Genomic DNA, 26,540 nt, shown 5'->3' on the forward strand with positions numbered 1-26,540 from the left:
CGCGTCGGCCGCCGCTCGCTAGGGTCGGGTGATGAGCGCACCGGATGCATTTGCGAGCCTGCCCAAAGCAGATCTGCACGTCCACCAGGAGGCGACGCGGTACCTCGATCTGGTGCTGGCCGAGCGTGAGTGCCGGGACCCGTACGACTGGTCGGCGTGGCGTCGGCGGCTGGCGGCCGAGGTGCCGCCCGGCAAGGAGCGGCTGCAGCGGATCGGGTCGGTGCAGCCGGTCGGGATCGAACACGATGAGGACGACGAGTTGTTCGTCGCGCGGTTCGCGGCGCTCATGCGGGACCACGCCGCGGCCGGTGCGTGCTACGTCGAGATCCGCTGCGGCGGTGAAGTGGTCACGCGTGAGGGCTTCATGTCGATGTTCCGGGAGGCGGAGCGGCGGGTGCGGGCCGACTTTCCGCGGCTCCGCGCCGAGGCGCTGGCGATCGTGATCGGGGCGGGGCAGGATCGCGAGCGTGCGGACGCGTTCGCCGACGGGTGCGTCCGAGCTGCCGGTGAGGGTCTCGCGGGGATCGACTTCCTCTACGCGCCGTACGACACCGAAGCGGATTGGGCACCCATGTACCGGCTCGCGGAGCGGTTCGCCGGGGTCGGGCTGGGGATCACGGCGCACGCGGGCGAGGTGTCGACGGCGAACATCGCCGCGGCGGCGCGCATGCCGGGTCTGACCAGGATCGGGCACGGCGTCCACGCCGCGGCCGATCCGGAGCTGCTCGGCCTGCTGGTCGAGCGCGGCGTGACGTTGGAGTGCGCGTTGACGTGCAACGAGTTCTTCGGGGTCCTGCCGGATCTTGAGGAGCATCCGCTGCTGCGGCTGGTCGAGGCCGGGGTCGCGGTCACGCTGGCCACGGACAACCCGGTGCAGCTCGGCACGACGATCGAGCGGGAGTACGCGGCGGCGGCCGGGCTGGGTCTGGGCGCCCGGGAGCTCGCCGGGTTCACGCGCAACGCGATCCGCGCGGCGTTCACTTCGGACGGACGCCGTGCCGCGATGCTCGCCGAGCTCGACGGCTGAGCGGTCCCTCTTAGGGTTCGGGCACGAAGCGCGGGTGATCGCCGGTGTGGGCGCCGTCGGCGTCCGCGGGGCCGAGCACTCGGCGCGCCTGCAGATCGATGGCGACGTAGGCGCGGTAGTCCTCCCACTCGCCGAGGCCGTCGGCCGCCCAAGCGGGCTCGTCCTCGTCGTCTTCGTCGAGCTCGCCGGTCTCCCCCTTGAACTCGACCATGGCGATGCGGTCGTCGACGTACCGGCCGGACCACAGGAAGATGGTCTCGATCTGGTCGGAGTCGAGGTCGAAGCCGAAGTCCTGCAAAGCGATCTGCCACTGCACGGCCCCTGAGGGGAAGTCGCGGAACGTGACTGCTGCGTCGTCGTGCTCGAACGCCATGACCTGGCCGCCGTCCGAGGAGAGCGCGGCGATGCGCTGGTCGCACTGATGGGGGTCGTCGGCGACCGGCCACGGGGCCGAGGTCATGACGCCGTCGTCGATCCATCCTTTGAAGAGGTAGCTGCCGTCCTGGCCGCAGCCGACCTCGAGGAGGACGTGGACGCCGTCGGGGTGGACGACGTGGTAGCCGCCGTGGCCGCCGTAAGTCGGCAGGGCCGCGTCGCCGAGGATCGCGCCCGTGGCCGCGTCGAGCGCGAACCAGCGGTCGATCTCGCCGTGCCCGGAGTAGAGGTCGGGGCGGTAGAGCCAGACCGCGGTCCCGTCGAGCGAGAAGCGGCAGTTGGTGCGGGCGTTAGCCCTCTCGCCGGTGCTCGGCCCGAAGTCGAAGCGCCACAGTTCGGCCCCGGCCCGGTCGAGGCAGACGAGGTAGGCGCTGGTGGCGATCGCGATGCGGTCGCCGGAAGGGGTCTCGTCCCGCGACTGCACGGCGTGGCCGAAGTCGGGTGGCGTCGCTGCGGCTTCCATGGCTCCTCTTCGCCTTCAAGGGAAATGCGCCGATCGTAGTCCGGGCCCGCGAACCCGGCTCGGGCGTGGAGCTCAGGCGCGCCGCGGGCGGCCAAGGCGCACCGCGACGCCCGGCGAGTAGAGGACGCTCATCGGCTCGCCCACGATTCGCGGCAGCCCGGCCGCGGCCAGGAGGTTCTGTTCGCAATCGACGAGTTCGGCACGGCGCAGGGGCCAGCGCCGGTGGGCGTTCGGGAGGTAGTGGAGCCGCCCGGCGACGGTGTGGTGGAGTCCCCAGCGGGCGGTCAGGAAGTGTTCGAGTGGCGTTGGGGCGGTCAGGGGTTCGCCGATGCGGACGGTGATGCGGGAGTGGGCCGGGCGGGGTCCGGGCCAGCGGCGGGCGCTGGTGTACGTGCGGGTGTCGCCGGCGGCGCGGAGTCGCATGCGGGACCAGAGGTAGGGCAGGCGGAAGCCGATGCGGGCGGCGAGTACGGGCAGGAGCCGGGCGGCGTCGAGGGAGAGGAAGGCGACGCCGCGGCGGCCCTGTCCATCCACTGTGTAGAGGCGGACGTTGGTTTCGGGGAAGGTGCCGAGGTAGGGGATGCCGGGGAGGCGGAACCAGCCGACGCGGTGCATGCGGAAGGGGATGAGGCCGACGTAGGTGGCGCCTTCGAAGGTGTCGGGGACGGTCCCGGCGGGGAGCAGGGGCGCGACGTCGGCTTGGGGCACTTGCCAGTGAAGGAAGGCGAGGTCGAGCCAGGATTGGGTGAGCAGCGGGCGGCTGATCGGCGCGGGCGGCTCGGGGGTCACGGGCTCGGGCGACTGGTGCACTCGCCCAGCATGGCAGGACCGCGCTGGCGCGCGCAGGGCATCGGCGCCTACGCTGCGGAGCGTGGAGATCTTCGAAGACCGGCGCGGGCTGCTGCAGGCCGTGGCGTACCGCGTGCTCGGGACGGTCACGGACGCGGAGGACATCGTCCAGGAGGCGTGGCTGCGCTGGAGCGGTGTCGATGCGGACGCGGTGGAGGATCCGACGGCGTACCTGGTGAAGGTGACGACGCGGTTGGCGATCGACCGGCTGCGGAGCGCGCAGGTCCGGCGGGAGTCGTATGTGGGTCCGTGGCTGCCGGAGCCGGTGCTCACCGGCGGGGACGTGGCCGAGGAGGTGGCGCTGGCGGACACGGTGTCCTCGGCGATGCTGCTGGTCCTGGAGACGCTGTCGCCGCTGGAGCGGGCAGTTTTCGTGCTGCGCGAGGCGTTCGGGCACTCGCACAGGGAGATCGCCGAGATCCTCGACCGGAGCGAGGCGTCGGTGCGGCAGACGGCGATGCGGGCCCGGGAGCATGTGGAGGGGCGCAGGCGGCGGTACGACACCGATCCGGTGACGAGGAAGCGCGCGGTGGAGTCCTTCATGGAGGCTTCGGCGGGCGGTGATTTGGCGGGGTTGATGGCGATCCTGGCGCCGGACGTCACGCTGGTGTGCGACGGGGGCGGGCTGGCTCCGGCGCCGCGCAAGGCGATTCAGGGCCTGGAGCTGGTGGCGCGGGCGCTGGTCACGTTCGCTGGGCGGATGCCGGAGGATCCGAGCATCGAGTTCGCGGAGGTGAACGGCGGCCCGGCGATCGTGATCCGGTCGGGCGAGGCTGCCGCGGCGGTCGTCATGCTGTACCTGGTCGACGGGGTGGTCGAGGAGATTCACCTGGTCAGCAACCCCGAGAAACTCGGCAATCTGTGATGATCGTCACATCAACTCACGTTCGATGGTGCCGTCTCGTCCTTGGGGCATGAATGACATCCTCGTTATCGGCGCCGGCTACACCGGCATGATGGCCGCCCACGGCATCGCCCACCGCAACCGCGACGCCCGCGTCACGCTGCTCAACCCGACCGACCGCTTCGACGAGCGTCTGCGCCAGCACCAGGTCGCGGCCGGGCAGGAGCTCGGCGACCACCGGATACCGGACCTCGTCGCACCGGCGGGCATCCGCTTCGTCGAAGGCCGGGCCGCCGCCATCGACCCCGCCGCACGCCGGGTCGTCCTCACCGACGAGCGCGAGCTGCGGTACGACTTCCTCGTCTACGCGATCGGCAGCGCCACTCGCAAAGTCAAGGGCGCCTTCACCATCGACGACCCGCTCCTCGCCGGGCGCCTGCGCGAGCGCCCCGACGGCACGCTCACGGTGTGCGGGGCCGGGCTCACCGGCATCGAGGCGGCGACCGAGATCGCCGAGGCCTACCCGCGGATGCGGGTGCGGCTGCTCAGCCGCGGCGAGCCCGGCTCGATGATGGGCCCCAAGGCGAAGGCGCACTTGATGCGGGCGCTCGACAGGCTCGGCGTCGAGGTCCGCACTGGCGCGACCGTGGCCGAGGTGGCACCCGAGGCGGTGGTCCTCGAAGGCGGGGAGCGGATTCCCACTGACACTGCACTGTGGACCACGGGAGTCCGGGTCGCGCCGCTCGCCGCCGAGGCGGGCATCGCGACCGACGACACCGGGCGGGTCCTGGTCGACGCGGCCTTGCGTTCGGTCTCGCACCCCGAGATCTACGCGATCGGCGACGCCGCCGCGATCCGCCAGGCCTACGGCGTGATCCACGGGACCTGCCAGAGCGGCATCCCGTCGGCCGCGCACGCCGCCGAGTCGATCACGCGGCGGCTGCGCGGCAAGGAGCCGAAGCCGTTCCGGTTCGGCTACATCCACCAGCCGGTGTCGCTCGGCCGCAAGGACGCCGTCATCCAGTTCACGAACGCCGACGACACGCCGAGCCGCTGGTACCTCAAGGGGAAGGCCGCGATCGCGTACAAGGAGGCGGTCAGCGGCAGCCCCCTGAAGTTCTACCGGTCGCGCCGGGCGATCCCTGCCCGCATGACCGGCCGGACCGGAGGCCGCCGCAACCGCCTTGCGGCATAACGCGTTCGCCGCGCGGCCTTCGCTGACATGGAGGACCGCATCGGCCCCTTCGAGGATCGCCCGGTTCAGCGGGAAGGGGCCCTGCGGTGCGGTGATGTCCGTGCGTTCGGACGCGTCGGTCAGAGCGGCGGCGGCGATCAGGCCCCACGTGTCGAATCGCCGCTGGAGCCCGCCCTCGTGCGTGTCCGGGTCGGGCGCGGGCACCCCGATGCCCTCGCTTCGGCCGAGGCTGCCGACGATGCAGGCGTACCGGTCGCCGAGCAGCGACGCGAGGATCGCGCCGGTGCCGTACCAGGCGAGGTCCATGCCGCCCATGGACATCCGGCTCAAGTTCCGCTGAAGGTGGAGGTTGTGTCCGGAAAGGAACGTCGGCCCGCGGTCGGCTTCGAGGGCCCGGATGTCGAGCACGTTCTGGGCCATGACCGCGTCGCGGACGGCGCCGAGGCGGCTCCACCGGTCGGCATCCGCACCGGGCCGCGCCGCCTCGCGGTGATAGCGCAGCAGGCCGAGCGCCGTGGTCACGTGGACGCGGGCGCGGTCCCAGTCGGCCCGCGACTTCCCCGGGACGAGTTCGGGAGCGCGCACGTAGAGCTCGGTGAGCAGGTCGTCGGCGATCGCGCAGAGCCTCGCGGCCTCCGGTGTGTCGCCAGGTGATCGAGCCGGGTCGGTGACGGCGTCCATGCCGGCCCAGCGGTCATCGTCGCCCGCGAGGCCGCGGACGTCGAGGTCGAGCCCCAGGTAGTCGATGGCGTGCTCGAGATAGCGGCGGGGGCTCTCGGCGGTGAACTCGAACGGCGCGTCGATGCCGTGGAAGGCGAGGCGGTCCTCGGGGCGCCGACCGGAGTTGTACTCGCGCATCCAGGCGACGAGCGCCCGGTTGGCGGGGAACGCTCCGAAGCCGTGTGAGAATCCCTGGGCCACGGCCGCATCGAGCGTTCCGACTCCATGTTGGACGAAGGCGTTGACGGCGAGAGCGGCGAGCCGGTCGGATTCGAGGGCGAACGACCGGAAACCGCGGTCGGCGAGTTGGGCGAACAGCTCGTTGCGGATCTCCCCGAACGCGGGCTCCCGATGGTCGGGTTCGCCGAGGGCCACGAGGTCGTGTGAGTCGTTGACGAAATCGCGAATGTCCTGAGTCATGGCCTCGAACCTATCCTTGAAAGTTCGGTTGAGACTTGCAATGGGTTCGCGCTCGATCGGCGACTCCGGAGTCTCAATCGTGGGTGCAACGTGGGCATGGCTCCGGTCGAGCCCGTTGCCGGTCCTCTGCCCTCCCGGTCGTCCCGCTTCGCTCCGGGCGATTCGAGCCGGCGGGCCCGGCCTCGATACCGTGGCGCCATGAATGCGATGCAGCGGCGGCCCGGGGCGGTCCGCTTGCTCGCGTTGGCGGTCTTGACCGCGGCGTGGGTCGCCGTACTGGCGTGGTTGTGGGCTGACGAGACTTCGCTGTCGTGCTTCGAGTACGCACCCTCGGAGGGCGCGGATTCGGGTCGCACCTGTGCCGAACTCGCCGAGCGGGAGATGCGGCGGTTCAACGCCTGGTTCGCGCCGGCCCTCATCTGCGGCCCGGTCGCGGGCATCGCGCTCTGGTTCACGTTGCGTCCGAGGCGTGCAGGCGCGCCCCGCTGACGTGGCGCCGCGAGTCGCCGCCTTTGTCGGTCCTGTCCCCTAGGGTCGTGGCATGACGGTGCAATGGCCTGAGGCGATCCTCGGACAGCTCGAGTTCTACTGGGACTTCCATCTGCGGCCCCGGCTGGAGGGGCTGACCGACGACGAGTACCTGTGGGAGCCGGTCGACGGCTGCTGGAGCCTCCGGCCCGGCGCCGACGGCGCCCGCGAGTTCGAGTTCACCGAGCCCGCCCCCGAGCCGCCGCCGGTGACCACGATCGCGTGGCGGATGGTCCACATCGGGCGCGAGGTGCTCGGCGTCCGCGCCCGCGCGTTCTTCGGACCCCATGAGGGCCTTGAGGACGCGAACATGTGGGACCTGAGGCTCTGGCCCGATCCGCTGCCCGCCACGGCCGCCGACGCGATCGCCATGCTCGAGGATTCGTACGCGCACTGGTGCGCGGGCGTGCGGGCGCTCGACGCCGAGGCGATCGAACGCCCGCTCGGACCCAAAGGCGCCTGGTTCGCCGAGGACTCGATGGCGGCCCTCGTCCTCCACCTCAACCGCGAGGTGATGGCCCACGGCGCGGAGATCTGCCTCCTCCGCGATCTGTACCGCGCCAAGGGCTTCGGCGAGCGCTGAGGTTCACGCGGTCTGGAGGCCGAAGCCGAAGGGGTACAGCGGGTCGTAGGCGGCGTCGCCGACGTTCATCGGCTCCTGGTCGTTCGAGCGGGGCCAGGTGACCGGCAGGCGGCCGCCGTAGGGCGTCTCGCCGAACAGCGGGTCGGCGACTCCGGTGCCTTCGCTGCCGGGCAGCCAGGCCGCGACGAGCGCGTCGACCTCGGCGAGGTGAGAGGTGATCTCGATCGGGCGGCCGGAGACGACGATGACGACGCACGCGACTGCGGCGCAGACGGTGTCGATCGCGGCGGCGTCCGCTTCGGACACCCGCATGTCGTGCGCCCCCGCGCCCGCGTCGCCGATGCCCTCGGCGTACGGGTCCTCCGCGACCACGACGATGCCGACGTCGGCGTCGCCGATCGGCTCGGACGCGGTCTCGCTGTAGGCGATCGCCGCGTCGGGTGCGACGGCTTCGAGACCCGCGCGGATGCTGGTGCCCTCGGTGACCGCTTCCACGGAGCCCTGCCAGGACGCGGTCCAGCCGCCCATCTGGCGGCCGAGCGAGTCGGCGCCGGAGCCGGCCAGGTAGATCGACTCGTCGCCGGCGAGCGGCAGCAGGCCGTCGTCGTTGCGCAGCAGCGTCTGCGAAGCGGCGGCGGCCCGGCGGGCGGCCTCGCGGTGCTCGGCCGAGCCGATCTCGGCCGCGCCTGCGGTGTCCGCGTAGGGCTGCTCGAACAGGCCGAGGGCGAATTTCTGCGTGAGGATGCGGGAGACGGCGTCGTCGATCCGCTCCTCGCCGATGCCGCCGGAGTCCACTTCGGCCAGCAGCGTGTCGATGAAGCGGCGGTACTCGAACGGCACCATGACCATGTCGACCCCGGCGTTGATCGAGGTGCGCACGGCCTCGGCGTAGTCCTCGCTGACCTGGTCCACGCCTTGCCAGTCGGAGACGACGAAGCCGTCGAAGCCGAGCTCTCCCTTGAGGACCTCGTTGACGAGGTAAGCGTCGCCGTGGGTCTTCAGCGGTCCGTCCCCGAGGTCGGTCGAGGAGAACGAGACCATGACGGAGCCGACGCCCGCGTCCACGGCGGCTTTGAAGGGCGCCAAGTGGATCGAGCGCAGTTCCTCCTCGGTGAGGGTGGTGACGCCCTGGTCGAGGAGGTAGTCGTCCGTGGTCGAGGAGCCGAGGGCGGTGCCGCCGTCGCCCGCGTAGTGCTTGGCGGTGGCCAGGACGCTGCCGTTCGCGGCCAGGTCCTCGCCCTGGTAGCCCTCCACGACGGGCCCGGCGTACTCGACGGCCAGGCCCGGGTCCTCGCCGAACGACTCGTAGGTGCGGCCCCAGCGGCTGTCGCGGGCGACGCACACGCACGGCGCGAAGGTCCAGTGCACGCCGGTCGCGCGGGTCTCGGCGGCGGTGATCGCGGCGGCCTCCGCGGCGAGGGCGGGGTCGTGGGCCGCGCCGAGGCCGATGTTGTGCGGGAAGATCACGGCGCCGGGGAGCGCGCCGTTGCCATGGACGGCGTCGATGCCGTACATGAGCGGGATGCGAAGGCGCGATCCCATCGCCTCGCTTTGGAAGCCGTCGATCATCTCGGCCCAGGCCTCCGGGGTGTCGCGGAGGGCGTCCGAGCCGCCGTTGAGGAGCGAGCCGATGCCGAGATCGCCGATGTCCGCCGGGACGCCCTCGATGGCGGGCACCGCGACCTGCGTCATCTGGCCGACCTTCTCCTCGATCGTCATGCGGCCGAGGAGGTCGGCGACGCGGTCGGCGATCGGCGCGTCGGGGTCGAGGTAGGAGGCCTCGCCGGTGTCGTCGCCGGGGACGACCACGAGCACGGTGATCACGGCGGCGGCCAGCGCGGCGATCAGGGCGGTCCAGAGGACGGCCGGGCGGCGGAGGGCTGGGGGCAGGTGTGCGCCCATGGGGCGGGCTCCTTGAGGGGTGAGCGATCGACTAGGGCCCCAACCTGGTTCGACTCTAGCGGAAGAGCGCTCCCATGTCCAGGTCGAGCTGGCGAGCCTTCGCGTTCGACGCCCCGGGAGCGCGGTAGTGCATCACATGGCACATGTCATGTACCGCCGGGCGAGGAGGAGTCGCTTTCGCCGCGTGCTTGCCAGCGTCACCGCGCCCTGTTATGTTGGGTCTCCAAACTAACCCTGCACGGCCCTTCCGGGGGCCGAACCCTCACGTCCCTCTGCCCCCTAGGAGCACCCGTGCGACGACGCACATTCGCCGCTTCCCTCGGCGCCGCCGCCGTGGCCGCCACCGCCGTGCCCGGCATCGCGGCCGCCAAGACCTCCGGCCGCTGCGAGGACGCCTACACCTGGCGCAATGCCGTGGTCAACGGCGGCGGCTACGTCCCCGGCATCGTCTTCAACGAGACCGAGGCCGACCTCGCTTACGCCCGCACCGACATCGGCGGCCTCTACCGCTGGCAGGAGGCCACCCAGGCCTGGCTACCGCTCCTCGACTGGGTCGGCTTCGACAACTGGGGCTGGACCGGCGTCGTCTCCGTCGCCACCGACCCCGTCGAGACCGACCGCGTCTACGCCGCGGTCGGGACCTACACCAACGACTGGGACCCCAACCCCGGCGCGGTCCTCTACTCCGACGACCGCGGCGCCACGTGGGGCGTCGCCGAGCTCCCCTTCAAGCAGGGCGGCAACATGCCGGGCCGCGGCATGGGCGAACGCCTCGCCGTCGACCCGGCCGACAACGCCGTCGTCTACCTGGGCGCCCCCAACGGCAACGGCCTGTGGCGCTCCACCGACCACGGCCGCACCTGGGCGAAGGTCGAGGCGTTCCCGAACGCGGGCGACTTCGTGCAGGACCCCGGCAGCGACTACTCCGACGACAACCAGGGCGTCATCTGGATCGAGTTCGACCAGGCCGACGGCCGCATCTTCGTCGGCGTCGCCGACCCGGACGACCCGCTCTACGTCTCCGAGGACCGGGGCCAGACCTGGCAGCCCGTCCCCGGCGCCGCCGCGATCGGCTCCGTGGACGGCAACCGGACCATCCCCAAGCAGGCCGCGATCGACCACGCCAACGGCCACCTCTTCATCGTCACCAGCTGGGATCCCGGACCCTACAACGGCGCCCCGGCCTCCGGCAAGGGCGGCGCGATCTGGCGCCTCGACCTCGCCACGGGCGGCTGGGCCGACGTGACCCCGACCTACAGCCCGGTCGGCAAGACCCCCGGCTTCGGCGGGATCACCGTCGACCGCCAGCGCCCCGGCACCCTCATGGCCGCCACGCAGAACAACTGGTATCCGGACGAGATCATCTACCGCTCCAGGGATTCGGGCGCGACCTGGGAGACCAGCTGGGACTACGCGTTCGACGCGAACTGGTCGTGGCCGCCCGAGCGGGTCGACCGGTTCAAAATGGACGCTTCGGGCAGCGAGTGGCTGTCGTTCGGCGCCGCCGACGACGGCCCGGCGTACGCGGTCAAGCACGGCTGGATGATCGACGCGCTGGCGATCGACCCGCACAACTCGGACCGGATCATGTGGGGCACGGGCGCCACGATCTGGGGCACGGAGCAGCTGACGGCCTGGGACGCGCAGGGCCCGCTCGTGGGCTGGGACGCCGAGGCCGGGCACCAGGTGGCGCTGCCGGTGGAGCAGTTCACCGTGGCGGTGCGCGCGGACGGCGTGGAAGAGACTGCGGTGCAGGACATCGCGGCGCTCGGCGGCACGCTGGTGTCGGCGACCGGGGACCTCGGCGGGTTCGTGCAGGACGACTTGGGGCGCGCGGGCGAGCAGATCCGCCACCCGGACTGGTCGTCGGGGCGGAGCGTGGACTTCGCGGCGCTGAACCCGGACATCGTGGTCGGCTCCGGTGACGTGCACGGCGACGTCGACGGGCACGTGGGCGTCTCGACGGACCGCGGCGCGACCTGGCTGACGACGAAGCGCCTCGAAGGCGTTGCGGGAGGGGCGAACGGCGGCACGGTCGCGGTGAGCGCGGACGGCGCGGTGATCGTGTGGACGCCGGGCGACGGGACGACCGCGCCGGTGTCCAGTTCCGATCTCGGCCAGACGTGGACGACGGTGGACGGGCTGCCCGCGGGCGCGAAGGTGCGCGCCGACCGTGTCGACCCGAACCGCTTGTACGCCTATGCTTCCGGGAAGTTCTACGCGAGCGGGAACGGCGGGCTGAGCTTCGCCGAGACCGGCGCGTCGGGCCTGCCGCCGACCGGCGACGTGGATTTCCGGGCGGCGCCGGGCAAGCGCGGGCACCTGTGGCTGGCCGGGGGCAACGACCCCGACGTGGTCGACCCGCTGTACGGGATGTGGCGTTCGAAGGACGGCGGTGCGACCTGGTCGCGGATCCGGGACTTCGAAGAGGCCGACGCGGTCGGGTTCGGCAAGGGACGCGGGCGGCGCGGCTATCCGGCGATCTTCACGTCGGCGAAGGCGGGCGGCCAGCGCGGCATCTGGCGTTCCACCGATGAAGGGCTGAGCTGGCAGCGCGTGAATGACGATGCGCACCAATGGGCTTGGACCGGGAAGTCCATCACGGGCGACCCGGAGGTGTACGGCCGCGTCTACATCGCGACGAACGGTCGCGGCTTGATCTACGGCGACATCGCGGACTGACGGCCGCCTGACGGCGGCCCTTGAGACGCTCTGGGGAGCGACTGCGCCGGTCGCGGGACCAACCGTTCGGTCCCGCGGCCGGCGCTTTGTCATGCGCGGGCACGCTTCCACGGAGAATGCGGTTGGCTGGCATGAACTGTCGGTAATGCCCAGTACGAACGCCTGATCGGCACCGGTAAGGTGATCGCATGAATCGCCTTGTATAGGAAGGACCACCCCTGGTGCCCGACGTGCCCTCCACTCGTCTGGTCTACGACGCCCTCCTGATCACCTCGCTCGACGATGCCTACAAGCCCGCCACCGGTCCTCGTGTGACGGGGCTCGGCATCGGCGCGGCGCTGCTGGCGGAGCTGGTGCTGTCGCAGCATCTGACCGTCTGGGCCGCAAAGGGAGTCGATCGGGTGTGCATCGACCCTATGGGAGGCACGGGCGAGGGGTACCGGCCGCCGGACGACTCCCTGGCGCTGTGGCTGGTCGAGCACGTCCGCGCCGAGCACGCCAGCCTCCCGGTGCGCGACTGGCTCGACTTCCTCTCCGCCTCCGACGTCTACACGAAGACCGCCGAGCACATGGCCATGCTCGGCTTCATGGTCCGCCGCGAGTACCGCTCGCGGTGGCGCCAGCGGGTGGAGGTCGGCTACGAGCCGAGCGACCCGCTCATCGCGAACGCCGTGTTCTCGCGGCTGCGCCGCCATCTGTCCCTTTCGGAGGGATCGATCTCGGTGGAGGACGCCTTCCTGCTGGCGCTCACCGAGGCGGTCGGCCTCTCCAAGCCGCTCTACCACCAGTTGCCTTCCGGCGCACGCGTGTACGCCGGAAAGCGCAGGCAGGCGCTGCCCGCCGCGCTGCGCGCCGTCCTGGCGCACCTGGCCGCTTCGGTGGCGGACATCGCCATCACCGGCGGCCGCTGACACACCCGTCACCGGAAGAAGGAGTCCCGCCCCCATGCCCACTCCGTCCTCGCCGCCGAGCGCGGTGCAGGCCGTCCTGGCCCGCGACAAACTCGGCACCTTCAGCCTCCTCCACTTCTCCCTCACCGCCGCGACGCCGTTGACGGTGATCGCGGGCGGCGTCGTCGTCATGTTCGCCCTCGCCGGGCAGATCGGCATCCCCCTGGGGTACCTCATCGTCGCCGCCTGCCTGTGGCTCTTCAGCGTCGGCTACACCACGATGTCGCGGCACATCACGAACGCAGGCGCGTTCTACGCGTTCGTCGCACGCGGCATCGGCCGCATTCCCGGGGTCGCGGCCGCGTGGGTCGCGGCGACCGCCTACTGCGCCATGCAGATCAGCCTCTACGGCCTGCTCGGGCTCACGGCGGAGAGCGTGCTGGCCCGCATAGGCCTGGACGCGCCGTGGTGGGCCTGCGCGCTCGTCGCGTGGCTCCTCATCGGACTCCTGGGCACGCGCGCGGTCGACATCAACGCGAAGGTGCTGGCGATCCTCCTGGCCGTGGAGATCGCCGTTATCCTGCTGTTCAGCGTCTCGAACTTCGCCAACGCCGCCGACGGCGTCCCGCTCGCGGCGATGTCGCCGTCCACGCTCGGCGGCGAGGCGGCCGGGGCGATGCTGGCGCTGGCGGTCACCGGCTTCATCGGCTTCGAGTCGCCCACCGTCTACGGCGAGGAGGCGAAGGACCGGCGCCGCACGGTCGCGCGGGCCACCCTCGCCACCGTCGGCATTCTCGCGTTCATCTACATCGCCTCGTCGTGGTCGATCATCGCCGCCGTCGGCGCGGACGACGTCGTGGACGCCGCGATCGCGGACCCGTCGCTCATGTTCACCCTTGCCGGTGACCAGCTCGGCGCCCCGTGGGCGATCATCGGCGAGGTGCTGCTGCTGACCTCGGTCACCGCCGCCGCCTTGAGCTTCCACAACACGACCGCGCGCTACCTGTTCGCGCTCGGCCGCGAGCGCGTCGCGCCCGCCTGGCTGGGACGCACCTCACCGCGGACCTCATCCCCCGCGGCCGCCTCGCTCACGCAGACCGTCGTCAGCGGCGTGGTGATCATCGCCTGGGCGGTCCTGGGCCTCGACCCGCTCGTGCACCTGTTCTTCTACATGAGCACCTCGGCGGGGATCGGCCTGCTCGCCCTGATCGCCACGTGCGCCATCGCGGTCGTCGTGTACTTCGCGCGCGACCGGCGCGGCGAATCCCTGTGGGCCACCAGGATCGCGCCAGTGCTCGCGGTCGTCGCGCTCCTGTGGGTGCTGTACCTGTCGGTCCTGCACTTCCACACCTTGCTGGGTGTCGAGAAGGGATCGACGCTGCCGGTGCTCGTCCCGATCCTGTTCGCGGGCTTGGCGGTCCTCGGCGCGGCCTGGGGCGCGTACCTGAAACGGGGCCGCCCGGAGGTGTACGCCGGGATCGGCCACGGCGCGAAGGCCGCGCTCGTGACCGAGGCGTCCGAACCGGTGGGGGTGGCCGGTGGCCGCTAGGACCGTGCACGTCGCGGGCCTGCTCGCCGAGGCCTTCGTGGAAGTGCCGACCGCGGTCTGGCTCGTCGGGGACCCGGCCGAACGCCTTGCGGCCGTGCAGGGCCAGTTCGAGATCCTGGTGGAGCACGCGCTCGCCCACGGCGGCGTCGTCACCTCCGGGACCGAAGGCGCGGTCGTCTGGTTCGACCGCACGAAGGACGAGGCGCCGATCCCCGGATACGAAGAGCGCCTGCGCGAGGCCTGCGGGAAGCACTACGAAGGGTTCGCGGAGCTCGACCGGATCATGGACGAGCACCATCCCGCCGAGCCGCACAACTACGTGGCGCTCGTGGGCGTCCGCGCAGACGCGCGCGGGCGCGGCATCGCGAGCGACATGCTCCGCCGCCACCACGAGCGGCTCGACGCGACCGGCACCCCCGCGTACCTGGAGGCGGTCTCGCTGCAGACCGCGAACCTGTATGCGTCCCTGGGCTACCGGTCGCACGGCGAACCGTTCCGGATCGGCGAGGGCGGGCCGCCGCTCTACCCGATGTGGCGGCCCACGCCCATCGGATGACACGAGCGTGGACGAGCGGGCGGGCGCGGCTCTAAGGTTGCAAGCTATGCAGCACCGATGGCCCGGCCGCCCGCTCGCCGCACGAAGGCGCACGCGATGACCGGCCGGTGGTGGCTGGACCTGCTGCTGGCGGTCGTCGGCGGCTTGGCGCTGATCTGGATCGCGCTCGTCATCGCCTTGGCGGTCGCCGGTCCGCGCGGGCCGCTGCTCCGCGAAGCGCTGCGCGTACTGCCGGACCTGCTCCGGCTGCTGCGGCGCCTCGCGGCGGACGCGGATCTGCCTCGCGGCGTGCGCATCCTGCTCGTCCTGCTGTTCGCCTACCTGGCATTGCCCTTCGACCTGGTCCCCGACTTCATCCCCGTCCTCGGGTACGCCGACGACGCGATCGTCGTGGCGCTCGTGCTGCGCTCGGTCGTGCGCCGGGCGGGCATCGAGGCCGTGCGCGGACACTGGCCCGGCACCGCGGACGGCTTCGCGGTCTTGTGCCGCCTCACCGGACTCCCATTGCCGCGCAAGTGATTACGGACCCAGCCGCCAGTCGTGCGGAGGGTCGGCGCCGGCGACCGGTTCGGCCGGACCGAGCCGGTGCCGGCGCGCCCGCACGGCGCCGCAGACGCATCGGGTCCAGACGATCACGCCTTCAGAGGTGTGGTGCCGGGACACGACGTCGCCCCCGTCGTCATCGGTCCATCCGCACGCCGAGCAGGTAGTCGTCTCACTAGGGCCGCTGCGCCGGTCGCCGGGCGCGCGCCGCGACGGGCGGTGCTGCGGCGGTCGGTCACGCATGGCTGCTCCCTTCGGCGATGGCGAGTGCCCCGGCCTAAGTGACCGGGCAGGCCGCCCCTCCGCGAACGCACGCGGCGCGGTCGCACAGCCGGCAGAGCAACGCCCCCAAGGCGTCGTCCGGCAGGCTCTCGGCCCGGCCGCTCTCCCCGTAGACGGCGTGCAGCAGCTTCTCCAAGAGCGCTTCCAGCGCAACGCGTTCCTGCGGGTCGAGCGCGTCCACGAGCGGCCGCAGGACCTCCCTGCGGTGCTCCAGCAACCGGGCTGCCGTGCGCTCGCCCTGGGCGGTGAGGTGCACTGCCACGGCGCGGCCCGCCCCGGCGCGGCGCTCCACGAGCCCGCGCAGGACCAGGCCGTCCACCATCCGGGACGCGGCGGGCTGGCTCAAGCCGATGTAGCGCCCGAGGCTCGTCACGGCCAATCCGGGGACTCCTCGAGCGTCAGCAGCGCCGCACTCGCGCTGTCGCCCAGGTCAGAGGCCTTCCGATACTCCTCGGCGACGAGCCCGCGCACCAGGGTCGGGGCATCGGTGAGGCACTGCTCGCCCGGGCGAAGCGCCGGCGCCCCGAGCTCGACCTCCGCGTATTCGAGCAGAACACCGGCGCCCGCGCCTTCTATGCGCGCCATGGCTTCAGCGAGATCGCTTCCGGCGACGGGTCGGACAACGAGGAACGCCTCCCCGATCTCCACCTGCGCTGGCGGCGTTAGAGCAGCTTCGCGAGTTCCGCGGCCGTCGCGAACGCGCCTGCGGCGGCTTCGCGCTCGCCCTCGTCGAGCTCGGCCCGCTCGACCTCCTTGAGGAGCGCGGCGGCCTTCTCGTTGTCGCCCATGCGCAGCGCGAGCTCCGCGCGGTAGACGAGGGCGTCGAGGCGTTCGGGTTTCGAGGCTTCGGCGCCGCTGCGCGCGAGCGTCGAGTCCAGGAGCTTGATCGCCTGGGCGGTGTCGCCCTTGGCTTCGCCGAAGACGATCGCCCGCTCGAGTGTCTTGCCGAGCTTGCCCTGCGGCGCTTCAGGTTCCGCAGTGTCCTCTTGCTGCGGGAAGATCCGGATGACGTTGCCGCTCGGGTCGGTCAGGGAGAACCCGGCGCGGTTGCCGGTGTTGGCGCGTTTGCGCGGGCGGGTCACGCGCGGTATCCCCGCGACGAGGACCTTGCCGTGGACTTCGCGCATCCCGGCGGCGAACTCGTCCCACAGGACGCCGGTGTCGGGCACGAAGACCAGGCAGGTGCCGTAAGTCGTCTCGGGGTCGAGTTCGTCGACGCCGAAGAAGTGGAGCTGCCAGTCCTCGCGCGCCATCACGATGTACGGGTTCGGCCGCGTCTGGTGGTGGGTCGTGCGGAAGCCGAGCATCCGGTAGAACTCGGCGGTCTCGTCGATGGACCTGCAGGGCAGCAACGGGATGGTGTACGCGCCGCTCATCGGCTTCCTTCCGGTTCGAGCGCGCGGGTCAGCGCACGGAGGGCCGCCGTGGCGGCCTCGATCTGGGACGGGTCGAGCGCCGCGGCCAGCGCGTCGGACCATTCGGCGTGGGCGCGTTCGACTTCGGCCAGCGCGCGTCGCCCTTCGGCGGTGGGTTCGAGGAGTTGCGCGCGCCGGTGGCGCGGGTTCTCCCCGAAAGCCGCGAGGCCGTCGGCGACGAGTGCGGCGGCGGTCTGCTGGACGCTCTGGCGGCGCAGCCCCATCGTCCGGGCGATGTCCGCGACCGTGGCCGGGGCGTCGCCGATGACGCCCATGACCTGCCAGCGGGCGCTCGTGAGCCCGGCGGGCCGGGCGAGTGCGTCGCCGGCGGCGATGAGGGCGCCGTTGGCCCGGAAGACCTCGATCGCGAGTTCGGACACGGCGAGGCCGCGGGGACTGAGCTGCTCCACGTCCACGAGGCTACTTGCTTGACAGGTACCTGTCAATGTCGAGCGCTGATCAGGCGTGAGCGGCGTCACGGCATCGCACCGCACTCAAGCCTTGTAGTTCGCAATACGAACTATTATGGTTCGTAGTACGAACTAGATTTCCGGAAAGGGAACGACATGACGCAGCAGGGGAAGACCGTGGCGGTCGTCGGCGGCGGGTACGGCGGCGCCGCACTCGTGAAGGCGCTGGACGAGCACGCCGACGTGGTGCTGATCGAACCCAAGGACGCCTTCGTCCACGCCGCCGGATCGCTCCGGGCGCTGACGCAGCCCGAGGAGTGGGCCGAGCGCATGTTCTACCCGTACGACGGGTTCCTCAAGCGCGGCAAGCACCTTCGCGAGTACGCGTCCGGTGTGGATGACAAGGGTGTCGTGCTCGCTTCGGGCGAGCGCGTCGAGGCCGACTACATCGTGCTGGCCACCGGCACGGGCTACCCGTACCCCGCCAAGACCCGCACCGACTCGACCGAAGAGGCCCTCGCGCACTTCAAGGAGACGCACGCCGAGCTGGCCGGGGCCGCCCGCGTGCTCATCGCCGGGGCCGGGCCGGTGGGCCTGGAGCTGGCCGGCGAGATCAAGGCCGTCTGGCCCGAGAAGCAGATCACCATTGTGGACCCGGCCGAAGAGCTGATGCCCGGCTACGAGGCCGCATTGCGCACCGAACTCCACGCGCAGCTCGAGAAGCTCGGCATCGAGGTGCGCCTCGGCGTCACCCTCGACGACGAGCCCGCCGTCGAGCCCGGCCGCGCCGGGGCCGTCGCGGTCACCGCGGAAAACGAGCCGATCGAGGCCGACATCTGGTTCCGCGCCTTCGGGATGACCACCAACTCCGGCTACCTGAAGGACGGCATCGCGCCGCTCAACCGGCGCGGCCAGCTGCCCGTCACCCCGAAGCTCAATGTAGAGGGACACGAGCACGTGTACGCGATCGGCGACCTCACCGACATGAACGAGGAGAAGCGGGCGTCCGCGGCCGGACAGCACGCCGCGGTGGTGGCCGCCAACATCCTCGCGCAGATCAACGGCGAAGCCCCCGAGCAGGAGTACCAGCCCTCGCCCGTGCGCGTCGCGATCGTGCCGCTCGGCCCCGAGTTCGGCGTCGGCCAGATGCCCTCCGAGGACGGCCCGGTGCAGCTGCCGATCGAATCGGTCATCGAGTGGAAGGGCCGCGACCTCATGACCGGCTACTTCGACGCCGCGTTCCGGCTCGCCCCGGCCCAGTAAGGCTCCCCGCTCCGTCTGATCGTCGCAGGAACGGGAAGGCCCCCGCCTCAATCCTGAGGCGGGGGCTTCGTCTTGCCTGGAAGCGGTTGGGCGCCTTCAGCGCTCGGTGCCGTCCTGCTCGGAGGGGCAGCCCGAGTCGGTGAAGACCACCGGCACGTGGTTGTCGGCGACCATCCGGGAGAGCAGGCCGACCAGGACCTCCTGCTCGGCGGCACCGAGGCCGAGCGGGAGCTCGGCCACCCGCTTCGTGGTCTCGTCATGGAACTCCTCGGCGAGCCGGGCGCCCTTGTCGGTGAGCGCGACGCGGAACGCGCGGCCGTCGCCGGGGTCGGATTCACGGCGCACCAGGCCGCGCTTCTCGCAGCGGTCGACCAGCCCGGAGATGCTCGACTTCGCGAGGCCCAGGGTCTTCGCGAGTTCGAACATCCCGAACGGGCGGGGAATGAGGACGCACAGCAGCTGCGCCTGCTGCATGGTGAGGTCGAATTCGCGCACCGAGTCGGCGTACACCGCGTCGACCATGAACGCGGTGCGCACCAATGCGGTGCCCATGCTCAACGGCTCGCCTGGCGACTCCTCCATGGAACAAGCCTACCCGCAGGCCACGGCCGGTGCCCGGTGTCGTCGGCCACCGCCGCTCAGCCCGCGGCGGGCTGCGGCGCGGCCGCCTTCCCGCGCACCATCACGATGGTGAGCACCAGGCCGGCGGCCCCGATGACCGCGCCGACCGGACCGAGCGCCGTGATCGGCACCCAGTTGAGGCTGAGGCCGCCGACGAGGCCGCCGAGGGCGATGCCCCCGTACAGCGCCGAGGAGTTCAATCCGATCAGGACGATCGCCGACTGCGGGTGGCGAGAGATGAGCCGGTGCTGCTGCGGCACGATCGCCATCCATCCGACCACCCCGAACACGAACGACATCGCGGTCCCGGCGACCAGGTCCGCGAAGGCCAGGGGCGCCGCGGCCAGCAGCCCGATCATGGCCGCCTGGACGACCAGCATGAGCCGCTCCGGGCCGAAGCGGTCTGTCAGTCGCCCTGCCAGCTGGTTGCCGAGGACCGCGCCGATGCCCTGCGCCAGCAGCATCAGTGTGAGCAGGCCCTGCGAGCCCCCGGTCGCCTCCTCGGCGGCCGCGCCGAAGTACGTGTAGAGCGCGTAGCCCGCGGCCATGACCAGGCCGGTGGTCGCGACGATGCCGAGAACCCCCTTGTCGCGCAACGGGGCCAGCCTCGCGGCCAGCCCGGCGGCGGGGGCCGTCAGCGGCGGCAGCAGCGCGGCGATGCCGGCGGCGGCCAAGACCCCGAGCCCCGCCACCGCCCACAGGGTGAGCTGCCAGTCGACGGCGCCCAGCAGGGAGCCGAGCGGGACCCCGAGCGCGGTGGCGGCGGTGAGGCCGCCCATGACGACGGCGAGGAAGCGGCCGCGCTTCTCGGGCGGGGCGATCGAGGCGGCGATGGCGCTCGCCTGCGGCGTGATCAGGGCCGCGCCGAGCCCGGTGACGACTCGCGCCGCGATGGCGAACGCGTAGTCGTCCGCGACGGCGAACGCGGCGTTGCCGACGGCGAAGACCGCCAGTGCGGCGAGCAGGACCGTGCGGCGGTCGAGCGAGGCGGTGAGGGCGCCGAGGACGGGGGCGGCGAGGGCGTAGGTGAGGGCGTAGACCGTGATGAGCTGGCCCGCGGCGGCGGGAGTGACGTTGAGGTCGGCGCCGATGGCGGGAAGGAGCGCGGTGATGACGAAGGCGTCGGTGCCGACGGCGAAGGCGGCTGCGACCAGGGGGATGAGCCTGCGGTCCATGGGGTTTCCTTCGATTTTGATGGTTGGGTGACCATCAAACTAAGTGATGGTTGGATAGTTGTGCAACCGTCTGACGTGCGTTATCCTGGCGGCGACGAGAAGGGCCAGGTGACGACCATGCGTGAGCTGCCTCACCCCGCAACCGAGGACATCCGGCTGAGCGCGGTCATGCACGCGCTCAGCGACGAGGTCCGCCTCGAGCTCGTCCGCCGCCTCTCGAACGACTGGGAGGGGAACTGCACCCTGCTCAGCGAGGACATCGAGATACACAAGTCCACTTTGTCCCACCACTACCGGGTGCTGCGCGAATCCGGCGTGACGAGGACCAGAGTGGATGGACGCGACCGGCACATCCGCATCAACCGCGAAGCCCTGGACGAGCGCTTCCCCGGCCTCCTCGACGCGGTCCTGAAGTCCCTCGATGACTGAGGTAACCGGCCGCTGACTAGCAGTTTCTTTGTTGTTACTGACGATCAAAAGGTTGACATGCGCCAATGATCCGGTAATCTTTGCCGCAGTGTTTCGACCCCGCAATACAGGATCATCCCGGCAAATCGATTGAACGCGCCCTACACGGGAGGCCGACCCGGCATGCCCTCCCGCGGCGCGCAGAAAGAGTGATCACCCTTGCGACGCAAACCGATCAGGCTCATAGCGGCGCTGGTTGCGGTGGCGGCGGCAGTCGCCGCCGCCTTCACCGTGCGAACCGCTTTCGCCGAACCCGAGACCCCGAAGGAGGGCGGCGCCGAGCAGCTCGGCGCGGAGGCGACGGTCGCGGCCATGCAGCCCGGCTGGAACCTCGGCAACTCGCTCGACGCCGTCGGCGAGGACGAGACCGCCTGGGGCAACCCGCGCATCACCGCTGAACTGCTCGACAACATTGAGGCCCAAGGCTTCAACTCGGTCCGCATCCCCGTCACCTGGTCCGCGCACCAGGAGGCCGAGGCGCCGTACGCGATCGACGCGGCCTACCTGTCCCGCGTCCAGGAGGTCGTCGACCTCGCGCTCGACGAGGGCCTGTACGTGCTCATCAACGTCCACCACGACTCATGGCAATGGGTCAACCAGATGCCGACGCAGCACGACGCGGTCCTCGCGCGCTACGACGCGGCGTGGACCCAGATCGCCGAGGCCTTCGTCGACGCCCCGCCGGAACTCGTGTTCGAGAACATCAACGAGCCGCAGTTCGCCGACGTCAGCGAAGAGGAGGGCGACGCGCTGCTGGACGAGCTCAACGACTCCTTCCACGCGATCGTGCGCGGCTCGGGCGGCGTGAACGCCGAACGGCTGCTCGTCATCCCCACCCTGCACACCAGCAGCGACCAGGCCCGCCTCGACGCGACCGCCGAGAGCATCGCGGCCCTGGACGACCCGATGATCGCCGCCACCGTGCACTACTACGGGTACTGGCCCTTCAGCGTCAACGTCGCCGGCTACACCAGGTTCAACGAGGAGGTGCGCGAGGACATCGTCTCCACGTTCGACCGGGTCAAGGCCACGTTCATCGACAAGGGCGTGCCGGTCATCCTCGGCGAGTGGGGCCTGCTCGGCTTCGACAAGCACACCGGCGTGGTCGAGCAGGGCGAGAAGCTGAAGTTCTTCGAGTTCCTCGGCCACTACGCGGGCGAGGTCGGCCTGACCACCATGTGGTGGGACAACGGCCAGCACCTCGACCGCGAGAGCTTCACTTGGAAGGACCCGGAGCTGTTCGCGCACGTCGCGGGCGCCTGGGAGGGCCGCTCCGGCACCGCCTACACGGACCTCGTGTACGTTCCGGCGGGAGAAGCGCCTGCGGCGCAGACGATCCCGCTGCACTCGAACGGGCTCGGCTTCGAAGGGGTCTGGAACGGCGAGACCGAACTCGCCGAAGGCACCGACTACACCGTGGACGAGACCGAGAACCTGACGTTGAGCGCCGAGCTCCTCGCGGGCCTCGCCGGCGACGGCGGGACGGGCGAGCAGGCCGTGCTCGAAGTCCGGTTCTCCTCGGGCGTGCCGTGGAAGCTCCACGTGATCGCCTCGGCGGCCCCGGTCGCGCAGGACGCGAGCGGGACCACGACCGAGCTGGCGATCCCGGTGGCGTTCAACGGGGACCAGCTCGCGACGATGGAGGCCGTCTACCCGGACGGGACCGCCGCGGGTCCGCACGACTGGACGGCGTACAAGGAGTTCGCGACCGCGTTCAAGCCCGATTACGAGGCCGGGCGGATCGTGATCCCCGAGGCGTTCTTCGCCGCGATGAACGACGGCTCGACCGTCCAGCTCACGTTCCACTTCTGGAGCGGAACGACCGTCGAGTACACCTTGGAGCGTTCCGGCACGACCGTGACCGGCAGTGCCGCTTAGGGTTCGCGTTTCCTGACGACGGCGCCTGCCAGCAGAGGCCGCCTCATATAAACAAGTCCAGAACGGGGTGCCCGGTTGCCGGGCGCCCCGTTCCTCACCCCGGCGGGGAGCGTATCCGCAGTGTGGCGGGCCCGAACCGGTCGCCACGGCCGGTGCGCGCACGCTCGTGTTCGACTCCCCCATGGGCTAGTCTGGAGCGACGTCCCGTACCGGCGAGGGACCGCTCGCGCGCTTCGGCGCCGAGTACGGCGCGACTGCCCCGACGCGACGCCCCCGCTCCCCTGTCACCTGCCCATTCAGTGCTGATTGGATAGTCTTGGACGACGCAGCTCCCCATTGGTCGCCGTCGGGGATCGATCCCACAATCCCCTCCACCGCGCGCGTCTACGACGCCGCGCTGGGCGGCAAGAACAACTTCAAGGCCGACCGCGAGGCCGTCGACGTCTTCGCGCGCCGGATCCCGCAGGTCCGCGAAGCCACCCGGCTCAACCGCGACGCGCTCATCCGCGGCGTCCAGTACCTGGTGCGCAGTGCCGGGATCGACCAGATCCTCGACATCGGCTGCGGTTTGCCGACCGAGCAGAACACCCACGAGGCCGCACAGGAGATCAACCCGGACACGCGGGTCGTCTACGTGGACAACGACCCGATGGTGCTCTCCCACGGCCGCGCGCTCCTCGCCGACAACCGCACCACCACTGTGGTCACCGCCGACCTGCGCGACCCGCACGGCATCCTCGCCAATCCCGAAGTGCGCGGACACCTCGACTTCGACCGGCCGATCGCCCTGGTCATCGTCGGCATGATCATGCAGATCCACGAGAACGAGAAGCCCGACGAGATCATCGGCACCCTCATGGAGCCGCTCGCCTCCGGCTCGCACCTGTTCCTCACCGCCTGGCCCGACACCGGCGACCCCGCGCAGCGCGGGCTCTCGCAGGGGTGCCTCGAGACGCTCGGCAACGGCTGGATCAGGCCGATCGAACGCCTCGAGAAGCACTTCCAGGGCATGCCGCTGGTGCCGCCCGGGCTCGAGTACGTCTCGCGCTGGTATCCCGAGGAGCCCGACAGGAAGGTCCCCGCGTTCGAGGACTTCGAGCCGTACGAGCGCACGCAGATGGCCGGCATCGCGGTCAAGCCCTGACACGGGCGCGCGCCGCGCGAGCCGGTCGCATGGGCGGGATATCGACCGCGCTGACTGTCTTGTCATAGCCCAAGCCCTCAGGCGCGGCGGCAGCGGCGGCGCCGTAGATTGGTACCGCGCAGCGTGTTCGAGAAGAGAAGAGACCGCCAATGCCCATGCTCGAGATCCGCCGGCACAGCAAGCGCAATGGCGACGAGGCCGTCCACCTCTCCCAAGAGGGGGTCGAGCTGGCCCGCTGGTCGGGAACCCTCATGGGGCCCTTCGAAGTCGTGGCCGCGAGCGTCGCCCCGCGCGCCCGGGAGACGGCGATCGCGATGGGATTCGCGGTCACCCTGGAACTCCCCACACTGCCGAACGTCAACGGATTCCTGCAGGAGTCGCAGGCGGCGACGTACGACGTCGGCGCCCCGTTCACCCGGCTCGCGCGACTCGTGAACCGGCGCGGCAGCACCGCATCGGACTACGCGCACGCGCTCGCCCGGCAGTGGTCGGACCTGATGGCGCCGCTCGGTCCGGGCGACGCCGCCCTGGTCATCGGCCACGGCGGGCACATCGAATGCGGACTCGTGACGCTGTTCCCGGAGGCCAACCACGACGAGTGGGGGGCGCTGTTCGGGTACATGGAAGGCGCACGGCTGCACTACGACGCGGCCGCCCGGCGCTTCCACGACATCGAGTTCGTGCGCGGCTGAGCGAGCGGCATGACGGAGGGGCCGGGGATGCCCCGGCCCCTTCCCGTCGCAGTCCTTCCCGTCAGTCCTTCCCGACCCTGATCGCCAGGCGCGGCAGGTACCAGACCGCGGCGGCGATCGCGGCGAGCGCGTACAGGATCAGCAGCGGGACCGGGAAGCCAAGGGCCACACCGGACTGCTCGAGTTCGAGGTTCTCCAGGGCCGAGATCATCGGACCGGAGGACAGCATGTCCTGAAAGGTCAGCTGCTGCCAGAACAGGTCTTGGGCGTTGACGAGGAGCAGCGCGAGGCCCATGAGCGCGGTCATGGGCCAGGCCGCGTTCAGGAAGGCGAGGCGGGCCGCGCCCGGTTCGGCGCCCTGCATGAGGGCGGCGCGGCGGCGGTCCTCCAAACCCCAGAACAGGGCCGTGAAGACGAACAGCAGCGGGATCGCGATCCAGGCCCGGGGCGGGAACGACCCGATGACCATGTACTCGCCTTCGCCCGCAACGGCTTCGAGGTTCGCGGCGCCGAGGGGCCCGGTGCCGATGAAGAGCCAGGGCGCGAACACGATCAGCAGCCAGCGCGAGGCGTTCCCCAAGGGCCGCAGCGCACCGATGGCGTAACCGCCGAGGACGGCGACCGGCAGCGCGACCGCCGTGGTGATGAGCGGCGGCCCCCAGGTGCGGCGGATCGCGAGCCACAGGTCGGCGCCTTCGCTGGTGTCCTCGCCCATGCGGGCGAGCCAGGGCAGCAGGTAGAAGCCGACGGCGGCGAGCAGGAGCACCAGCGCGGCGATGCCGAGGAGGTTCGCCGCGGGCCGGGTCGGTGCCGGGTCGACCGGGGTGCCGCCGTCGCTGGCGTCGTCGTCGGGATCCTGGTCGGCTGGAGCGGGGATGACGTCGATCCTGGTGCGGGCGGCGATGTACACGAGGGCGGCGCCGACGCCGAGCGCGGCGAGGATCGCCATGAGCAGCACCGACTTCGCGGTGGAGAGGCCTGGCGAGATGCCCGAGTAGAGGCCGTTGAAGATCTGGGCGACCGGGGTCTCGATGTCCTTGGGCAGGCCGCTGACGATGCTGTAGGCGAAGGTCTGGAGTCCGGCTGCGGCGATGGCGAACGCGGCCAGGCAGGCGGTGACGAGGAGCCCGGACTTCCTGCCGGTCCCGGTGCCGCGCATGGCGGCGAGTCCGGCGAGGACCCCGAGGCCGACCACGACGCCGGCGCTGAGGCCGGACCAGTCGTACAGGCTCGCTTCGCGATCGCTCTCGGAGACGATGCGGCCGATGAGCCAGGCGACGGAGAGCGCGGCCGGAGCGAAGGCGATGGCGGTGAGGCTCCAGGCGATTCGGGCGGCGGTGCGCAGGCGCGGGCCGGCCCGGTGGAGGAGCCAGGCGGCGAGCGGGGCGAGGACGGCTCCGGCGAGGATCATCGCGGCGGTCGGACCGGCGAGGCTGGTGAGGCCTTCGCTGAAGGCGCCTTCGGCGAAGACGGCGTCGTAGTTGGCGGGCCCGATGGTCTCGGCGGAGCCGAAGACGCTGAGGCCTTCGATGCGGCTGAGCTGGATCGTGCGGATCGTGGGCAGGAGGTAGGCGCTCACTGCGGCGATCACGGGCGCCGCGAGGAGGATGAGGCCGAGGACGACGCGGGCGGCGTCGGTCTGGGTCTGCAGCAATGTCGAATACGGCGGGTCGAGGTCGGTTCGACCGGTGCTTCGGGTGCTTGCGGGGGCGGGTTCGCGCGGGGCCGCGGGCTGGTTCCGGGGGATGGCTCCGGTGGTGCCGGTGCGGGTGCCGTCGGGCTGCGGGGGCGGGTTGCGGTTCGGGGCGGGGAGGTATTGGGGGGCGATGCGGGCCGGGGCGGAACGGGACGACGGGGGCGGTCCGCCGGCTCGGGGCGGGTGGTCCATGAACACTCCTGTATGGATAAAGGGTGGGAGGTCATGAGAATTATGCTCCACGTCACCTAACGGAAATCAAGCGGGCATGGAGCTGGAACTGCAACGCTTACCAGCGCAGTAATGCATC

26 protein-coding genes and 1 pseudogene are annotated in these 26,540 nt (G+C 71.2%); 16 read left to right on the forward strand and 11 right to left on the reverse strand.

The annotated features are described in order from the left end of the window. The first annotated feature begins 31 nt into the window (after nt 1-31). Nucleotides 32-1,027, forward strand: coding sequence for an amidohydrolase family protein (locus O1R50_RS04800; RefSeq protein WP_270108750.1), 996 nt, complete (start codon nt 32-34; stop codon nt 1,025-1,027). 10 nt (nt 1,028-1,037) lie between these two features. Here the strand turns inward: O1R50_RS04800 and O1R50_RS04805 are convergent, their stop codons facing one another. Both O1R50_RS04805 and O1R50_RS04810 read right to left on the reverse strand, forming a co-directional pair. Beyond that, the gene (locus O1R50_RS04805) at nt 1,038-1,925 is read right to left on the reverse strand and encodes a hypothetical protein (RefSeq protein ID WP_270108751.1); all 888 of its coding nucleotides are present in this window, start codon (nt 1,923-1,925) and stop codon (nt 1,038-1,040) included. 72 nt (nt 1,926-1,997) lie between these two features. Beyond that, the gene (locus tag O1R50_RS04810) at nt 1,998-2,735 is read right to left on the reverse strand and encodes a YqjF family protein (RefSeq protein WP_270108752.1); all 738 of its coding nucleotides are present in this window, start codon (nt 2,733-2,735) and stop codon (nt 1,998-2,000) included. 61 nt (nt 2,736-2,796) lie between these two features. Between O1R50_RS04810 and O1R50_RS04815 the strand changes: the two genes are divergently transcribed. Further along, complete coding sequence (locus tag O1R50_RS04815; RefSeq protein WP_270108753.1) at nt 2,797-3,639, forward strand: RNA polymerase sigma-70 factor; 843 nt, start codon at nt 2,797-2,799, stop codon at nt 3,637-3,639. Nucleotides 3,640-3,688: 49 nt separating this feature from the next. Further along, nucleotides 3,689-4,813 carry an NAD(P)/FAD-dependent oxidoreductase gene (locus O1R50_RS04820; protein WP_270108754.1) on the forward strand — a complete coding sequence of 375 codons (1,125 nt, stop codon included), beginning with the start codon at nt 3,689-3,691 and terminating at the stop codon, nt 4,811-4,813. 219 nt (nt 4,814-5,032) lie between these two features. Here the strand turns inward: O1R50_RS04820 and O1R50_RS04825 are convergent. Beyond that, nucleotides 5,033-5,953, reverse strand: a pseudogene (locus O1R50_RS04825) (erythromycin esterase family protein); the annotation flags it as partial. A 198-nt stretch (nt 5,954-6,151) separates the two neighbouring features. Here O1R50_RS04825 and O1R50_RS04830 point away from each other — a divergent pair. After that, entirely contained in the window at nt 6,152-6,442 is a 291-nt protein-coding gene (locus O1R50_RS04830; protein ID WP_270108755.1) for a hypothetical protein, read from the forward strand. Between the two features lie 52 nt (nt 6,443-6,494). After that, the gene (locus O1R50_RS04835) at nt 6,495-7,064 is read left to right on the forward strand and encodes a DinB family protein (protein WP_270108756.1); all 570 of its coding nucleotides are present in this window, start codon (nt 6,495-6,497) and stop codon (nt 7,062-7,064) included. Nucleotides 7,065-7,067: 3 nt separating this feature from the next. On the opposite strand, the gene O1R50_RS04840 is transcribed toward O1R50_RS04835, so the two are convergent. After that, entirely contained in the window at nt 7,068-8,966 is a 1,899-nt protein-coding gene (locus O1R50_RS04840; protein WP_270108757.1) for a glycoside hydrolase family 3 protein, read from the reverse strand. A 291-nt stretch (nt 8,967-9,257) separates the two neighbouring features. Between O1R50_RS04840 and O1R50_RS04845 the strand changes: the two genes are divergently transcribed. The 5 genes from O1R50_RS04845 (at nt 9,258) to O1R50_RS04865 (ending at nt 15,162) form a co-directional block, all read left to right on the forward strand. Beyond that, nucleotides 9,258-11,648, forward strand: coding sequence for an exo-alpha-sialidase (locus O1R50_RS04845; RefSeq protein WP_270108758.1), 2,391 nt, complete (start codon nt 9,258-9,260; stop codon nt 11,646-11,648). A gap of 221 nt (nt 11,649-11,869) precedes the next feature. Further along, nucleotides 11,870-12,559, forward strand: a complete 690-nt coding sequence (locus O1R50_RS04850) for a GPP34 family phosphoprotein (RefSeq protein ID WP_270108759.1) — start codon at nt 11,870-11,872, stop codon at nt 12,557-12,559. A gap of 34 nt (nt 12,560-12,593) precedes the next feature. Beyond that, entirely contained in the window at nt 12,594-14,087 is a 1,494-nt protein-coding gene (locus tag O1R50_RS04855) for an APC family permease (RefSeq protein WP_270108760.1), read from the forward strand. Beyond that, entirely contained in the window at nt 14,077-14,643 is a 567-nt protein-coding gene (locus O1R50_RS04860) for a GNAT family N-acetyltransferase (protein ID WP_270108761.1), read from the forward strand. The genes O1R50_RS04855 and O1R50_RS04860 overlap by 11 nt, the downstream gene beginning before the upstream one ends. Nucleotides 14,644-14,739: 96 nt before the next feature. Next, on the forward strand, nt 14,740-15,162 hold the full coding sequence (locus O1R50_RS04865) for a YkvA family protein (RefSeq protein WP_270108762.1): 423 nt from the start codon (nt 14,740-14,742) through the stop codon (nt 15,160-15,162). Here O1R50_RS04865 and O1R50_RS04870 read toward each other — a convergent pair whose 3' ends face one another. Beyond that, nucleotides 15,163-15,429, reverse strand: a complete 267-nt coding sequence (locus O1R50_RS04870; RefSeq protein WP_270108763.1) for a hypothetical protein — start codon at nt 15,427-15,429, stop codon at nt 15,163-15,165. Between the two features lie 34 nt (nt 15,430-15,463). Beyond that, complete coding sequence (locus O1R50_RS04875; RefSeq protein WP_270108929.1) at nt 15,464-15,841, reverse strand: MarR family winged helix-turn-helix transcriptional regulator; 378 nt, start codon at nt 15,839-15,841, stop codon at nt 15,464-15,466. Between the two features lie 122 nt (nt 15,842-15,963). On the opposite strand from O1R50_RS04875, the gene O1R50_RS26280 reads away from it, so the two are divergent. Beyond that, complete coding sequence (locus tag O1R50_RS26280; RefSeq protein WP_408612609.1) at nt 15,964-16,134, forward strand: N-acetyltransferase; 171 nt, start codon at nt 15,964-15,966, stop codon at nt 16,132-16,134. Here the strand turns inward: O1R50_RS26280 and O1R50_RS04885 are convergent. Continuing rightward, on the reverse strand, nt 16,131-16,844 hold the full coding sequence (locus tag O1R50_RS04885; RefSeq protein ID WP_270108765.1) for a hypothetical protein: 714 nt from the start codon (nt 16,842-16,844) through the stop codon (nt 16,131-16,133). The two genes, O1R50_RS26280 and O1R50_RS04885, sit on opposite strands and share 4 nt — an antisense overlap. Continuing rightward, entirely contained in the window at nt 16,841-17,293 is a 453-nt protein-coding gene (locus O1R50_RS04890) for a MarR family winged helix-turn-helix transcriptional regulator (RefSeq protein WP_270108766.1), read from the reverse strand. The genes O1R50_RS04885 and O1R50_RS04890 overlap by 4 nt, the downstream gene beginning before the upstream one ends. Before the next feature lie 156 nt (nt 17,294-17,449). On the opposite strand from O1R50_RS04890, the gene O1R50_RS04895 reads away from it, so the two are divergent. Then, nucleotides 17,450-18,556, forward strand: a complete 1,107-nt coding sequence (locus O1R50_RS04895; protein WP_270108767.1) for an NAD(P)/FAD-dependent oxidoreductase — start codon at nt 17,450-17,452, stop codon at nt 18,554-18,556. Between the two features lie 96 nt (nt 18,557-18,652). Here the strand turns inward: O1R50_RS04895 and O1R50_RS04900 are convergent, their stop codons facing one another. Next, nucleotides 18,653-19,138 (reverse strand): MarR family winged helix-turn-helix transcriptional regulator, encoded by a 486-nt coding sequence (locus tag O1R50_RS04900; RefSeq protein WP_270108768.1) that lies wholly within the window; start codon nt 19,136-19,138, stop codon nt 18,653-18,655. A gap of 56 nt (nt 19,139-19,194) precedes the next feature. Further along, complete coding sequence (locus tag O1R50_RS04905) at nt 19,195-20,352, reverse strand: MFS transporter (protein ID WP_270108770.1); 1,158 nt, start codon at nt 20,350-20,352, stop codon at nt 19,195-19,197. 117 nt (nt 20,353-20,469) lie between these two features. Between O1R50_RS04905 and O1R50_RS04910 the strand changes: the two genes are divergently transcribed. The 4 genes from O1R50_RS04910 (at nt 20,470) to O1R50_RS04925 (ending at nt 24,534) form a co-directional block, all read left to right on the forward strand. Further along, nucleotides 20,470-20,781 (forward strand): ArsR/SmtB family transcription factor, encoded by a 312-nt coding sequence (locus O1R50_RS04910; protein ID WP_270108771.1) that lies wholly within the window; start codon nt 20,470-20,472, stop codon nt 20,779-20,781. Nucleotides 20,782-20,979: 198 nt separating this feature from the next. Next, entirely contained in the window at nt 20,980-22,698 is a 1,719-nt protein-coding gene (locus O1R50_RS04915) for a cellulase family glycosylhydrolase (RefSeq protein WP_270108773.1), read from the forward strand. 316 nt (nt 22,699-23,014) lie between these two features. After that, nucleotides 23,015-23,842, forward strand: a complete 828-nt coding sequence (locus O1R50_RS04920) for an SAM-dependent methyltransferase (RefSeq protein WP_270108774.1) — start codon at nt 23,015-23,017, stop codon at nt 23,840-23,842. A 149-nt stretch (nt 23,843-23,991) separates the two neighbouring features. Next, nucleotides 23,992-24,534, forward strand: a complete 543-nt coding sequence (locus tag O1R50_RS04925) for a hypothetical protein (protein ID WP_270108775.1) — start codon at nt 23,992-23,994, stop codon at nt 24,532-24,534. A 61-nt stretch (nt 24,535-24,595) separates the two neighbouring features. Here the strand turns inward: O1R50_RS04925 and O1R50_RS04930 are convergent, their stop codons facing one another. Continuing rightward, nucleotides 24,596-26,422 (reverse strand): hypothetical protein, encoded by a 1,827-nt coding sequence (locus O1R50_RS04930; protein ID WP_270108776.1) that lies wholly within the window; start codon nt 26,420-26,422, stop codon nt 24,596-24,598. Between the last annotated feature and the right edge of the window lie 118 nt (nt 26,423-26,540).

This window comes from Glycomyces luteolus, from assembly GCF_027622875.1.
Classification (GTDB): domain Bacteria; phylum Actinomycetota; class Actinomycetes; order Mycobacteriales; family Micromonosporaceae; genus Glycomyces; species Glycomyces luteolus.